Source organism: Histidinibacterium aquaticum (assembly GCF_008710275.1).
GTDB classification, from domain to species: domain Bacteria; phylum Pseudomonadota; class Alphaproteobacteria; order Rhodobacterales; family Rhodobacteraceae; genus Oceanicola; species Oceanicola aquaticus.
Window position 1 is genome coordinate 477,268 of record NZ_VYQE01000002.1, and the last position, 13,482, is coordinate 490,749.

At 68.5% G+C, this 13,482-nt stretch carries 14 protein-coding genes; 9 read left to right on the forward strand and 5 right to left on the reverse strand.

The genetic code is table 11. From position 1 onward, the window contains the following. Nucleotides 1–35 precede the first annotated feature (35 nt). From F3S47_RS07765 to F3S47_RS07775, 3 genes are all read left to right on the forward strand, one after another. Nucleotides 36–461, forward strand: coding sequence for an Lrp/AsnC family transcriptional regulator (locus F3S47_RS07765; protein ID WP_150444675.1), 426 nt, complete (start codon nucleotides 36–38; stop codon nucleotides 459–461). 66 nt (nucleotides 462–527) lie between these two features. Next, nucleotides 528–1,715, forward strand: coding sequence for a M24 family metallopeptidase (locus F3S47_RS07770; protein WP_150444676.1), 1,188 nt, complete (start codon nucleotides 528–530; stop codon nucleotides 1,713–1,715). A 142-nt stretch (nucleotides 1,716–1,857) separates the two neighbouring features. Continuing rightward, nucleotides 1,858–2,604, forward strand: a complete 747-nt coding sequence (locus F3S47_RS07775; protein WP_150444677.1) for a LuxR family transcriptional regulator — start codon at nucleotides 1,858–1,860, stop codon at nucleotides 2,602–2,604. Nucleotides 2,605–2,974: 370 nt separating this feature from the next. Here F3S47_RS07775 and tsf read toward each other — a convergent pair whose 3' ends face one another. The 3 genes from tsf to F3S47_RS07790 form a co-directional block, all read right to left on the reverse strand. After that, complete coding sequence (gene tsf / locus F3S47_RS07780; RefSeq protein WP_150444678.1) at nucleotides 2,975–3,850, reverse strand: translation elongation factor Ts; 876 nt, start codon at nucleotides 3,848–3,850, stop codon at nucleotides 2,975–2,977. Nucleotides 3,851–3,922: 72 nt separating this feature from the next. Then, a complete protein-coding gene (rpsB, locus tag F3S47_RS07785) occupies nucleotides 3,923–4,807 on the reverse strand; it encodes a 30S ribosomal protein S2 (protein ID WP_150444679.1) in 885 nt (294 codons plus the stop codon). 170 nt (nucleotides 4,808–4,977) lie between these two features. Beyond that, on the reverse strand, nucleotides 4,978–6,309 hold the full coding sequence (locus F3S47_RS07790; protein ID WP_150444680.1) for a HupE/UreJ family protein: 1,332 nt from the start codon (nucleotides 6,307–6,309) through the stop codon (nucleotides 4,978–4,980). Between F3S47_RS07790 and F3S47_RS07795 the strand changes: the two genes are divergently transcribed. The 6 genes from F3S47_RS07795 (at nucleotide 6,308) to F3S47_RS07820 (ending at nucleotide 11,666) form a co-directional block, all read left to right on the forward strand. Next, the gene (locus F3S47_RS07795; RefSeq protein ID WP_150444681.1) at nucleotides 6,308–7,108 is read left to right on the forward strand and encodes a DUF4198 domain-containing protein; all 801 of its coding nucleotides are present in this window, start codon (nucleotides 6,308–6,310) and stop codon (nucleotides 7,106–7,108) included. The two genes, F3S47_RS07790 and F3S47_RS07795, sit on opposite strands and share 2 nt — an antisense overlap. Nucleotides 7,109–7,308: 200 nt before the next feature. Further along, nucleotides 7,309–8,199 (forward strand): PfkB family carbohydrate kinase, encoded by an 891-nt coding sequence (locus F3S47_RS07800; RefSeq protein ID WP_150444682.1) that lies wholly within the window; start codon nucleotides 7,309–7,311, stop codon nucleotides 8,197–8,199. A gap of 16 nt (nucleotides 8,200–8,215) precedes the next feature. Further along, a complete protein-coding gene (locus F3S47_RS07805) occupies nucleotides 8,216–9,160 on the forward strand; it encodes a pseudouridine-5'-phosphate glycosidase (RefSeq protein WP_150444683.1) in 945 nt (314 codons plus the stop codon). Nucleotides 9,161–9,219: 59 nt separating this feature from the next. Next, entirely contained in the window at nucleotides 9,220–10,020 is an 801-nt protein-coding gene (locus F3S47_RS07810; RefSeq protein WP_150444684.1) for a DUF502 domain-containing protein, read from the forward strand. A 7-nt stretch (nucleotides 10,021–10,027) separates the two neighbouring features. Next, nucleotides 10,028–10,633, forward strand: a complete 606-nt coding sequence (locus F3S47_RS07815; RefSeq protein WP_150444685.1) for a LysE/ArgO family amino acid transporter — start codon at nucleotides 10,028–10,030, stop codon at nucleotides 10,631–10,633. Between the two features lie 67 nt (nucleotides 10,634–10,700). After that, nucleotides 10,701–11,666: a zinc-binding metallopeptidase family protein gene (locus F3S47_RS07820; protein WP_150444686.1), complete on the forward strand. Its 966-nt coding sequence runs from the start codon at nucleotides 10,701–10,703 to the stop codon at nucleotides 11,664–11,666. Between the two features lie 3 nt (nucleotides 11,667–11,669). On the opposite strand, the gene F3S47_RS07825 is transcribed toward F3S47_RS07820, so the two are convergent. Both F3S47_RS07825 and F3S47_RS07830 read right to left on the reverse strand, forming a co-directional pair. Beyond that, nucleotides 11,670–12,692 carry a patatin-like phospholipase family protein gene (locus F3S47_RS07825; RefSeq protein ID WP_150444687.1) on the reverse strand — a complete coding sequence of 341 codons (1,023 nt, stop codon included), beginning with the start codon at nucleotides 12,690–12,692 and terminating at the stop codon, nucleotides 11,670–11,672. After that, nucleotides 12,689–13,462, reverse strand: a complete 774-nt coding sequence (locus tag F3S47_RS07830) for a 3-hydroxybutyrate dehydrogenase (RefSeq protein WP_150444688.1) — start codon at nucleotides 13,460–13,462, stop codon at nucleotides 12,689–12,691. Before F3S47_RS07830 ends, F3S47_RS07825 begins: the two co-directional genes overlap by 4 nt. Nucleotides 13,463–13,482: the final 20 nt, after the last annotated feature.

The following is a 13,482-nucleotide window of genomic DNA, read 5'->3' on the forward strand; positions in this document are numbered from 1 at the left end:
AACGGGGGGCAAATTGACCAGATCGGGCGGTCGAAATGGACGACTTGGACAAGCGCCTCGTGCGCGCGCTGCAGCGAGACGGGAGAGCGGCGCTCTCCACGCTCGCGGCTGACCTGAAGGTCACCCGCGCGACGGTGCGCGCCCGCCTCGCGCGGCTGGAAGCCGAGGGCGAGATCACCGGCTACACCGTCCTCACGCGGCGCGACCCGGGGCAGGCGCCGGTCCGGGGGCTCATGATGCTCGCCATCGAGGGGCCGGGGACCGACCGCGTGATGGGCAAGATCGCCGCCATGCCCGAGGTGCGCGCGATCCACACGACCAACGGAGCCTGGGATCTCATCGCCGAGATCGGCACGGCGACGCTCGAACAATTCGATGCCGTTCTTTTCGCCATCCGGCGCCTCCACGGCGTCACCGGCAGCGAGACCAACCTTCTTCTGTCCACGCGGCGCGGAAGATAGCCATTGGCCACTGGAAACCCGGGCGCTTGGCGGGCAGGCTGATCCAAAGACAGCAAGGAGCCGCGAATGCCGACGTCACGCACGAGCCCGTCCTTCCCCGACGCGGAATACTGGGACCGGATCGAAAAGACCCGCGCCGCCATGGAGGCCGAGGGTCTCGACGCAATCCTCATCACCGATCCGTCGAACATGGCCTGGATCTCGGGCTACGACGGCTGGACCTTCTACGTGCACCAGGCGGTGCTGCTCAGCCATGACGGCGAGCCTGTCTGGTGGGGCCGGGGGATCGACGCCGCCGGCGCGATGCGGACCGTGTTCATGGATGAGGACAATATCTTCGGCTACGAGGACAGCTACGTCCAGAACCCCGACAAGCACCCGATGGAGGACCTGGCCCGTCTCGTGGAGGCCTACGGTCACGGCGAGCAGAGGATCGGCGTCGAGCTGGACAATTACTATTTCAGTGCAAAGGCTTACAATACACTTCTCGAGCACCTTCCGAAGGCCAAGTTCGTGGATGCCACGGGCCTCGTGAACTGGCAGCGCGCCATCAAGTCCGAGTTCGAGCAAATTTACATGCGCCGCGCGGCCGACATCGTGACGGCCATGCACGACCGGATCTACGAGATCGCCGAACCGGGGATGCCCAAGCACCAGCTGGTGGCCGAGATCTACCATACGGGCATCGGCGGCGTCGGGGGCCACTGGGGCGATTACCCGGCGATCGTGCCGATGGCGCCCTCCGGGCTCGACTCCACCGCGCCGCACCTGACCTGGGACGACACGCCGCTCCGGACGGGCGAGGCGACCTTCTTCGAAATCGCGGGCGCGCACCGGCGCTACCATTGCCCGCAGTCCCGGACGCTGTTCCTCGGCCGTGCGCCGCAGAAGTATCTCGAGGCCGAGAAAGCCGTGCTCGACGCGACCGACGCGGCGCTGGAGCAGGCGAAGCCCGGTAACCGCTGCGAGGATGTCGCCAACGCCTTCAACGGCGCGCTGGCGCGGCACGGCTACGTCAAGGACAACCGCTGCGGCTACGCCATCGGTCTCAGCTATCCGCCGGACTGGGGCGAGCGGACCATGTCGTTCCGCGCCGGGGACCGCACGGAGCTCCAGCCGGGGATGACGTTCCACTTCATGCCGGCGCTCTGGCTGGATGACGGGGGTATCGAGATCACCGAGCCGATCCTGATCACCGAGAGCGGCCATGAACGGCTGTGTCAGACCAAGGGCGGGCTGTTCATCAAGGATTAGGTGTAAAGCGTCTAATCGGTATTATGTAAAATAAAGGGATGAGCGATAGAGAGCGTCGATTGCGGCGGAATCCCCTTTGACCTGGCGGCAGCTTCTGGCGTAGGTCGGATTGATCGGAGCCCTACCGACTGGATCGCGCGGCATGAGCGCTCTCACTCGACACCTCGATGCTCTCACCAACGCGGACAGCGTAGAGACTCTCTGGGACCTTCATACGGCCCACATGGCCGAGCACGGTTTCGACCGGCTGCTCTACGGCTTCACCCGGTACCGCTCCGGCGTATCGCTGGGTGATCCGCAGGACTGGGTCGTGATGACGAACCACAGTCCGGACTACGTCGACGCCTTCATGGACGACGGCCTGTACCAGCACGCGCCGATGCTTCGCTGGGCGCTGGAGAACAACGGCGCCTGTTCCTGGAATTGGATCGCCCAGCCCGGCGCGCTGACACCCGAAGAGATGAAGGTCGTCGAGTTCAATCGCTCCATGGGCGTCACGGCGGGTTACACGATCTCGTTCCGCTCGGTCTCGGCGCGCTCCAAGGGCGCGATCGCTCTGACGGCCCGCCAGGGCCTGTGCCAGGAAGACGTCGAGAGAACCTGGGCCGCCAAGGGAACGGAGATCGTCGTGGCGAACAACGTCATGCACCTCAAGCTCCTCTCCCTGCCCTACAGCGGCTCGCGGCGGCTCACGAAGCGGCAGCGCGAGGTGCTACAGTGGGTCGGCGACGGCAAGACGACGCAGGACATCGCGCTTCTGCTGGGCGTGTCGCCCGCGACTGTCGAGAAGCACCTGCGCCTCGCGCGCGAGGCGCTGGACGTGGAGACCACGGCCCAGGCGGTTCTCAAGGCGTCGTTCTACAACCAGATGTTCGTGCTTGAGGCCTGAAAGGCTTACCATGGGTCAGGTTATCCCGACTTTGCCAGCGCGGCGCGGTCTGCGACTGTCCGGGAGTTCCAACAGCATTGGTCTTTGGGCCATGGAACTGCGGGTCGCATTTCCCTGATATTGCAGGGCTCTGCGGCCCGGTCCGGTACTCTGGAACCGCTCCGACGCGTTCTTTTCGGCGCTCAGGGAGCGGTAGAATACGGCCGTCGTCCATCTCATCCCAACCTGTGGATGCGGCCGGTCCCGAGGCGGCGCCGCGAACTCCCTTCGCGGCGTCGCTGCGCGGGGCCACGCGTCAGACGAGTCCGGCCGCACAAAGAAAAGGCCGCCTCGACGGGCGGCCTTTCCGGGTAGATGGGTCGCGACAGGTTCAGCCCTGGGCGGCTTTCGCCACCTCGGCCGCGAAGTCCTCTTTCTCGACCTCGATGCCTTCGCCGACCTCGAGCCGGATGTAACCGGTGATGGTGACGCCGGCCTCTTCGGCGGCCTTTTGGACGGTCAGGTCGGGGTTCACGACGAACGCCTGGTTCAGCAGCGTGACCTCGGCCATGTACTTCTTCATCCGGCCCTCGATCATCTTCTCGATGACCTGCTCGGGCTTGCCGCTCTCGCGCGCGATGTCGATCTGGATCTGACGCTCCTTCTCGACGATCGCCGGATCGAGGTCGGCCTCGGACAGCGAGGCCGGGTTCACGGCGGCGATGTGCATCGCCACCTGGCGGCCGAAGGCCTCGTCGGCGCCGTCCATGGCGACGACCACGCCGATCTTGCCCATGTTCTCGCCCGCGGCGTTGTGGACGTAGGACACGACGGTGGTGCCCTCGACCTTCGCCATCCGGCGGACGTTCATGTTCTCGCCGACGCTCGCGATCTTGTCGGTGACGACTTCTTTGACCTTCTTGCCGCCGAGATCGGCCTCGACCAGCGCGGCGACGTCGTCCGCCTTGAGAGCGACCTGCGCGATGTCCTTGACCATCGTCTGGAACTCGGAGTTCCGGGCGACGAAGTCGGTCTCGGCGTTCACCTCGACAGCGACACCGGTGCCCCCCTCGACGGCGACGGCCACGAGGCCCTCGGCGGCGGTGCGGCTGGATTTCTTGGCGGCCTTGGCCAGACCCTTGGTGCGCAGCCAGTCGACGGCGGCTTCCATGTCGCCGTCGGTCTCGGTCAGCGCCTTCTTGGCGTCCATCATGCCCGCGCCGGTCGTGTCGCGGAGCTCTTTCACCTGCGCAGCGGTAATCGCCATGGGTTTTCTCCTTCGTGTATGGGTCCGGGCGGAGCTAGCGCCGCCCGGTGACAATCAGGTGACGGGAGGGTCTCAGTCGACCTTCTCGCCCTTTTCCTTGTTGTCGAGGTCGAGCGGCGCCTCTTCGGGGGCCGGCTCGGTCGTCGGCGTGCTGGCCGTGGCGTGGCCGGTCTCGACACCGGTGCTCTCGGCTTCGCCAGCGGACTCCCCGGCGAGCTCGGCCTCGGCCAGGGCTTCCATCTCGCCCATGTCGACGCCGGCGGCGCCGAGCTGCTGCTGCATGCCGTCGAGCGCGGCGCGCGCGGCGAGATCGCAGTAGAGCTGGATCGCACGGGCGGCGTCGTCGTTGCCCGGGATGATGTAGTCCACGCCGTCGGGCGAGCAGTTGGTATCGACCACGGCGACGACCGGGATGCCGAGCTTCTTCGCTTCGGCGACCGCGAGGTCTTCCTTGTTCACGTCGATCACGAAGAGCATGTCCGGCACGCCGCCCATCTCGCGGATGCCGCCCAGCGAGGCGGTGAGCTTCTCCTGCTCACGCTCCATGCCGAGGCGCTCCTTCTTCGTGAGACCGGCGAAGCCTTCCTCTGCGGCCTCGTCGATGGCGCGCAGGCGGCCGATCGACTTGGACACGGTCTGCCAGTTGGTCAGCGTGCCGCCCAGCCAGCGGTGATTCATGTAGTATTGGGCGCACTTCTCTGCGGCCTCGGCGATCGGACGCTGGGCCTGGCGCTTGGTGCCGACGAAGAGCACGCGGCCGCCGCGGGCGACGGTCTCGCGGACGGCGTTGAGCGCCGCGTCGAGCATCGGGACGGTCTGCGTCAGGTCGACGATGTGGATGCCGTTGCGCGCGCCGTAGATGAACTCGCCCATGCGGGGGTTCCAGCGCTGCGTCTGGTGGCCGAAGTGAACGCCAGCCTCAAGCAGCTGACGCATGGAGAACTCGGGAAGAGCCATGCCGTATCCTTTCCGGTTTATAGCCTCGGCGGAGGATCATCCCATGTGGGACAACCGGTGGACCGGTCGGGATGTCTCCCCGACGGGCCCGCCTCCGCCTGCGGAGTGAGTAGCGGGCAGATAGGCCGGAGCGCGGGGGAATGCAAGCCCCCTGCCCTGGCGCGGCAAGCCTAGAGGAAAACCCGCTCGACCACCCACCAGGCGCCGACGAGCGCGATCAGGATCGAGGCCGGCATCGCGACGATCCGGGTGTAGGTCTCGTGACCGTCGGCGGTCACGGCCGCCGCCGAGAAACCCAGCAGGATCGCGCAGGCCACGAGGAGCGGAATGAGCCCCTCAATGAGTTCGGGGCCGAGCTGGCTGACCGGGATGGCGAGCGCCGGGACGGCGATCACCGCGAGCGCCAGGTAGATCGCCCCGGCGCCGCGGTCGGCGCTGCCCCTCCGGGCCGAACGCACGGCGCCCAAGACGATCAGGTAGGCCACGGCGATGACCGCGAGCTGGCCTATCTCCACGCCGATGTTGAAGCCCACGAGCGCCGGGATAAACGCGCTCTGAGGCAGCCCGAACTCGGCCAGGACGGAGGCGAAGCCCAGTCCGTGCAGCAGGCCGAAACAGAAGATCACTGCCGGCCGCCAGGGCGAGAGCGCACCGGTGCGCAGGACGTTCTCGACCGCGACGTAGACGATGGAGAGCGCGATCAGCGGCTCCACGATGGAGCCCGGCACCGAGACGTAGCCCAGCGCTGCGAGCGCGAGCGTGATGGTATGGGCCAGGGTGAAGGCCGAGACCTGCCAAAGCAGCGGCCCGAGCCGGGGCGCGAGGAAGAAGAGGCCGAGCACGAAGAGAATGTGGTCGAGGCCCAGCGGGACGATGTGATCGACGCCGACGGGAATGTATTCGAAGAAGGTCTCCCAGCCGCCCGGCTGGTTGCCGCCGGCGAGGTCGATGGGGTCCGAGATCGCGCCGGACTGCAGGAACGCGTCATAGGGCTCTTCCACGCCGTTCTGGCGCAGGACGAGATCGCCGTATTCCGGCGCCCAGCCCACCTCGACCCGCTCGGCGCCCTCTGGCAGCTCGGCGGTGAAGGTGAAGAGCGACTGGCGGGGTTGGTCGGTGTCGCCGACCTCTGGCACCTCGACTGACTGAAGCTCGAGCGGCAGGTCGGTGCCGTCCGCCCGCACGGTGATGTTCTCCGCCATCTCCGGGAAATAATCGCGGAAGCGCTCGGCGAGTGCATCGGGCTCCAGGGCGCGCAGATCGTCGTAGGCCTCGGCGTTGGCGGCGGCGTTGGTGTCCTCCAGCCCGTCGAGGTCGACACCGGCGACGAAGCCCTCGATCGTGGACTCGACCGAGAAGACCAGTTCGTCTCCCTGCCGCTCCATCTGGGCGATCGACGGCATGACCTCGTGCGCCGAGGCCAGCGTGCCGAAGATGACCAGCAGCATTGACAGCGCCGCGCAGAGCCTCAGCTTTGCCCGGGAAAACAGGGAGTCAGTCATGCGCTTTTTCGCCCTCTGCCTGGGGCTCCTGGCCGCCCCGGCCTCTGCCCACGAATACTGGATCGAACCGCTCGACTACGCGGTCGAGGCTGACGGTATGTTGCGGGGCCACCTTGTCAACGGTCAGCAGTTCGAGGGCACCCGCTTCGCCTATATCCCCCAGCGTTTCGCGCGCTTCGCGGTCTTCGCCGGCGACCGGAGCGCCCCGGTCGAGGGCCGCATCGGCGACCGCCCTGCCCTCGACATCGCGCCGCTGGCGGAGGGGCTGAACGTCGTGGCCTATGTGTCGGACCTCAACGTCGTGCGCTACGACGCGGTCGAGGACTTCCTGAGCTTCGCCGAGCACAAGGACCTGGGCGAGGTCGAGGAGCGCGCCCGGGCGGAAGCCGAGCCCGACGGCGGGATCGGCGAGGCCTATACCCGCTACGCCAAGACGCTGATCGCCGTGGGCGACGGAGCCGGGACCGACCGGCGCACGGGCCTCGAGACCGAGATCGTGGCGCTCGAGAATCCCTATACCGCCGAGGCGGAGGACGGACTCGACGTCCAGGTCTTCTACGGCGACGCCCTGCGCGCCGACGCCCAGGTCGAGCTTTTCGAGAAGGCGGAGGACGGGACGGTCGAGGTCACGCTGCACCGCACGAATGCCGAGGGCATCGCCACCCTGCCCGTGCGACCGGGCCACAGCTACCTGGTCGACGCCGTGGTCCTGCGCCAGCCCGCGGCGGACCTCGCCGAGGGCCGCAACGTGGTCTGGGAGACGCTCTGGGCCTCGCTGACCTTCGCGGTCCCGGAGTGATTTCGCCGCGCTTGCGCGCGTCGATCCGCGCGCGCTTCGCGCGCGGGTTGCCCCGATCCCACCGTTCCGAGCAACGCGTCGGACCCTGAGGGGGCGCTGCCCCCGCCGCCCGTGCCGGGCGGCCCCCCGGGATATTTTCGCCCAGAAGAGGGAGGGGATTGCGCGTTGACGGCGCTTCATCGCCGGGCCATGACCGGGCGATGGAGCGCAGACCCGACATTCTCTGCATCGGCAGCGTCCTCTGGGACACCATCGGCCGATCACAGGCGTCCATGCGCCTCGGCTCGGACGTGCCGGGCCGGATCACCCGCCTGCCCGGCGGCGTGGCGATGAACATCGCCCAGACCCTGGTGCGGCTCGGGCTGAGACCGGCGCTTCTCACCGTCGTCGGCAGCGATCCGGAGGGCGAGGTGCTGCTGGCCGAGGCGGAGGCCATGGGCATGGAGACTTCCACCGCCTATCGCTCAGAGGACCTGCCGACGGATTCCTACCTGGCGGTCGAGGGGGCCAACGGTCTGATCGCCGCCATCGCCGACGCCCATTCGCTCGAACGGGCGGGCGCCAAGATCCTCACGCCCCTCAGAGACGGCCGTCTCGGCACGGAAGAGACCCCCTGGAGCGGGGCGGTCGCCCTCGACGGCAATCTCACCGAGGACCTCCTGCGCGAGATCGCGCATTCGCCGCTCTTCGCGCGGGCCGATATCCGCGTGGCCCCCGCCTCGCCCGGCAAGGCGCTGCGGCTGCAGGCGCTCATGGGCCATCCCTCCGCGGTCTTCTACGTGAACCTCGAGGAGGCGGGCCTGCTCTGCCAGACCGAGTTCACCTCCAGCGAGGCCGCGGCGGAGGCGATGCGGGCAAGGGGCGCGGCGAGGGTACTCGTCACCGACGGCGGACGGGCCGCGACGGAGGCCGCCGAGGGGCGGCTTCTCACCCGCGTGCCGCCGGCGGTCATGGTGGCGCGGGTCACCGGCGCGGGCGACACGTTCATGGCGGCGCATCTCGCCGCAGACCTCGAAGGCGCCACGCCGGAGGCGGCGCTCGACCGGGCGCTCGCCGCGGCGGCGGCCTATGTCTCGGGCGACCGGGACTGACTTGAAGGATCCCCAGATGATCGAGATTTCCGAGAGCCCCGAGGTGACGGAGGCGCGGGCCGAGGGCCGCCCGCTGGTCGCGCTGGAAAGCACGATCATCACCCACGGCATGCCCTACCCGCAGAACATCGAGACCGCGCGGGCGGTGGAGGACGCGGTCCGGGAGACGGGCGCGGTTCCGGCCACCATGGCGGTGATCGACGGACGGCTGCGCGTGGGCCTGGACGGGCCGACCCTCGAGAGCTTCGCGCAGGCCGAGGGGGTGGCCAAGCTCTCCCGCGCCGATATCGCGGCGTGCATCGCCACCGGCGGCAGCGGCGCCACCACGGTGGCGGCCACCATGATCGCCGCGCGGCTCGCCGGGATCGGGGTCTTCGCGACCGGCGGCATCGGCGGCGTGCACCGGGGGGCCGAGACCAGCTTCGACATTTCCGCCGACCTGCAGGAGCTGGCGCAGACCCCGGTCACCGTGGTGGCGGCCGGCGCCAAGGCGCTGCTCGACCTGCCCAAGACCTACGAGGTGCTGGAGACCCTGGGCGTGCCGGTGATCGCCTACCGCTCGGACACCATGCCGGCTTTCTGGTCCGCGGGGTCCGACATCCCCGCACCGCTGCGGATGGAAACCCCGGTCGAGATCGCCCGCGCCCATGCCGTCCGCCGGGCGATGGGGCTGCCCGGAGGACAGCTGGTGGCCAACCCGATCCCTGCCGAAGACCAGATCCCGGCGGAGGAACTCGCGCCGCTGATCGACCGCGCGCTGCAGGAGGCCGAGGACCAAGGCATTGCCGCCAAGGCCGTCACGCCCTTCCTGCTCGACCGGATCTATCACCTGACCGAGGGCCGCTCGCTGACCGCCAACATCGCGCTGGTGCTGAACAATGCGCGGCTCGCCGGGGCGATTGCCCGGGAATTGGGCGCGCTGCCCGTCGGCGCGGCAGCCTCCGGGGATGAGTCGTTGTGAATGACCCGCGCCGCGCCTAGATACGGGAGTGGACCTCAGCACGATTGGCGCCGACGCACGTGACGACACCTCAGCAGCCCGATCTGCCGCCCAAGGGGCGGTTGAGGTTCTTCGGCCGGCTCCTAGCCGGGCTCAGGAACTCCTTCCTGACGGGCATCGTGGTGATCGCCCCGGTGGGCCTCACCGTCTGGCTGATCTGGACCGTGGTCGGCTGGGTCGACGGCTTCGTCTGGCCCTTCGTGCCGGAGCCCTTCCTGCCGAACCAGCTCATCAACCGCTGGCTGGGGCTCGAGGGCGAGGAGCGCATCTACATCAACGTGCGCGGCCTCGGCGTGATCGTCTTCCTGATGTTCACGGTGATCGTGGGCTGGATCGCCAAGGGGATCATCGGCCGCAGCTTCATCAACTTCGGCGAGAGCATGGTGGCCCGCCTGCCGGTGGTCCGGACCATCTACAACGGCGTGAAGCAGATCGCCGAGACGGTCTTCGCCCAGAGCGAGACGAGCTTCGAGAAGGCCTGCCTGATCGAGTACCCGCGCAAGGGGATGTGGGCGATCGGCTTCATCTCGACGCGCACAAAGGGCGAGGTCCGCGAGCGGACTGCCAGTGGCGAGATGCTTTCGGTCTTCCTGCCGACGACGCCAAACCCGACATCGGGCTTCCTGCTCTTCGTACCCGAGACCGACGTGATCGAGCTCGACATGACCATCGAGGACGCCGCCAAGCTCGTGATCTCCGCCGGGCTCGTTTACCCGGGCGAGAAGGAACGGCCGCAGATGGCGGAGGTCCTCGAGCACGAGGCCGAGCGGCTGGCCCACAAGGCCCGCGACCCCGACCGGCGCGAGAGCGAAGACGCCTGACCGGAAAATGCTCGCGCCCGCCGTGACCGGTTTCGCCACCGGCTTCTCCCTCATCCTCGCAATCGGCGCGCAGAATGCCTTCGTCCTCCGGCAGGGGTTGCTCGGGGCACATGTGCTGCCGCTCTGCCTGTTCTGTGCCCTGTCCGACGCGGTGCTGATCGCGGCGGGTGTCGCGGGGTTCGCCGCGGTGGTGGAGGCTCTGCCCGCCCTGCCCCGCCTGATGGCGCTGGGCGGTGCGGCGTTCCTTCTGGTCTACGGAGCGCTCCGCCTGCGGGCCGCCTGGGTCGGCGATTACCGCATGGTCTTGAGCGGCCGCTCCGGCTCGCTGGCGGCGACGCTCGCGGCGGCCGCGGCCTTCACATGGGCCAACCCGCATGTCTATCTGGACACGCTCGGCCTAGTCGGCGCCGTCTCGACGCAGTTCGAGGCCGGCGCGGAAAAGTGGGCCTTCGGCAGTGGCGCCGTGCTGGCCTCCTTCACCTTCTTCTTCGGCCTGGGCTACGGCGCGCGGCTGTTGGCGCCGGTGATGACGTCGGCCCGGGCCTGGCAGTGGCTCGATCTCGGGGTCGGGCTGGTGATGTGGGGACTGGCCGCGGGACTGCTCCTGGGCTGACACAGGGGAACCGGCGCCCCGGAACGGCGTTCGCAGAGGCCCCGTTGGAGGGGTGAGGAGAGCCAGGATGCAAGTCTTTCGGTGCCCGGCCTGTTCGGCCCCGCTCTATTTCCACAACACCACCTGTGACTGCGGCCAGGCCGTCGTCTTCGACCCGGTCGCGCAGGCGATGCAGCCGTTTCGCGATCCCTGCGCGAACCGGGATGAGATCGGCTGCAACTGGGTCGCGGAGAGTGACGGCCTGTGCCGGTCCTGCGGGATGACCGAGACGGTCCCGGACCTTCGGGCGCCGGATAACCTTCCGCTCTGGGCGCGGACCGAGGCGGCGAAGCGCTGGATGCTCGCGAGCCTGGCGCGCTGGGGTTGGTTCACTCCGACCGATAGGGGCCCCCGCCCCGTCTTCCGGCTGCTGTCCGAGGAGACGGCGACCGGCGAGGCGGACGTGGTCATGGGCCATGCCGACGGCGTCATCACGATCAACGTCTCGGAGGCGAGCGAGGCCGTCCTCGCGGAGCGGCAGGAGAACCTCGGCGAGCTCTACCGGACGATGATCGGCCACATGCGCCACGAGATGGCCCATTTCCTGCAACTCAGGCTGGTGGAGGATGCGGGCTTCGCCGAAGCCTTCCGCGCGCTCTTCGGCGACGAACGCGCCGATTACGGGGCGGCGCTCGAGGCGCACTACGCCGAACCGAGCCCGGCGGGCGAGCACCACGTCACCAGCTACGCCACTTCGCACCCGCACGAGGACTGGGCCGAGACCATCGCCCACCTGCTGCACTTGACGGACCTGCTGGACAGCACTGCCTCCGCGGGCCTGACGCTGCCAGAGGGGCCGCCCGCAGGCTACGATGCCTACCTGGAGAGCGATACCGAGCGGCTGGTGACCCTTGCCGTCGCCGTGTCGATCGCGGTGAACCACGTCAACCGGGCGCTGGACCTGCCGGATCTCTACCCCTTCGTGCTGACCGCCGGGGTGCGGGAGAAGCTCGCCTTCGCCCATGGCCACCTGCGGATCGGCGGTCCGGCCTGAGGCTCAGGAAAACATCTCTTCGAGGTCCACGGTCGCGCGTTCGCCGATGTCGTCCCAGTGGGCCTCGAGGAAGGCGTCCGCCGCGGCCCGCCCCGCCGCCTTGAGCCGCGCCATGACGACGGCGTTTGGCACCATCTTCGTCGCCACGCTGAGCTCGTTCATCAGCCCGTCGTCGGCGATCATGTGAACGAGGACGTCCTTCATGGTGCCCTTCGGCACGTTGCCCTGCCGCAGCAGGCGCTTGACGAAGTTGATGGCCCGCATCTCCCGCAGCAGCGACGAGTTGAAGCTGATCTCGTTGATCCGGTTCTGGATCGCCTGCGGATCGCGCGGGACGGCTTCCCGGCGGATCGGGTTGATGTTCACCACCACGAGGTCGTCCGGGAGGTGCGGCGCATAAAGCGGATAGAGTGCCGGGTTCCCGGTATAGCCGCCGTCCCAGTAGGCCTCGCCGTCGATCTCCACGGCCTGGAACAGCGTCGGCAGGCAGGCCGAGGCGAGGATCGCCTCAGTGGAGATCGCCTCGCCCGCGAAGACCCGGATCTTGCCGCTGCGCACGTTCGTCGCGCAGATGTGGATCTCGGGCCCGCCCGCGCCGCAGACCGCGCCGAAGTCGAACCCCTCGACGATCCGCTGCAGCGGATTCCGCACCATCGGGCCGTAGAGGTAGGGCGTCGTCAGCCGCACCGAGGCATCGAAGGCCGCGAAGGCGGGCGAGTATTCCAGCGCCTTGGCGAGAAAGGGAGCGGACGGCGCCAGCGCCGAGAGCCAGTCGGTCATCCGGTCGTCGGTGATCGCGCCCACCTGGGACCAGAGCCGGTCGAGCTGCGTCTTGGCCCCATCCCTGCCCCGGTGCACCATCCCGGCCTTCACCGCGGCGGCATTGAGCGCGCCCGCCGAGGTGCCGGAGATCGCGGCGATCTCCAGCCGCTCCTCTTCCAGCAGCCTGTCGAGCACGCCCCAGGTGAAGGCGCCATGCGCGCCCCCGCCCTGCAGCGCGAGGTTGATGCGCTTGCTGCCGCTCACCGCGCCGTCCAGCCGCCGTCCATGCTGAGCGTCGTGCCGGTGATCTGGGCGGCGTGGTCGGAGCAGAGAAAGACCGCCGACCCGCCGAGCTGCTCCAGCGTCGCGAACTCCTTGGAGGGCTGCCGCTCGAGGATCACCTCCTTGATCGCGGTCTCCCGATCCATGCCGTACTGCTTCATCGTGTCGGGGATCTGGGCCTCGACCAGCGGCGTCAGGACGTAGCCCGGACAGATCGCGTTCGCCGTGATCGGCTCCTCCGCCGTCTCCAGCGCCGTCACCTTGGTGAAGCCCACCACGCCATGCTTTGCCGCCACGTAGGCGCCCTTGTAGGGCGAGGCGCGCAGTCCGTGCGCTGAGGAGATGTTGATCACCCGGCCCCAGCCCGCCTTCCGCATCATCGGCAGCGCGACCGCGGTCGTGTGGAAGACCGAGGAGAGCATGATCGCGATGATCGCGTCCCATTTCTCGACCGGGAACTCCTCGATCGGCGAGACCTGCTGAATGCCGGCGTTGTTCACCAGGATGTCGCAGGCCCCCGCCTGCTCGATCAGGCCGCGCGCCTCCTCGCCCTTAGACAGGTCGGCCTTGATGTAGCGCGCCGTGACGCCGAATTCCTCGCCGAGCTCCTTGGCCAGCTGATGGTCTTCCTCGCTGTCGGTGTAGGAGTTGAGGACCACGTCCGCCCCCGCGCCGGCCATCGCCCGGGCGATGCCCAGCCCGATCCCGGAGTTGGAGCCTGTCACGACGGCGGTCTTGCCGGATAGTTGCATCGGGATCTCCTTGCTGCGTG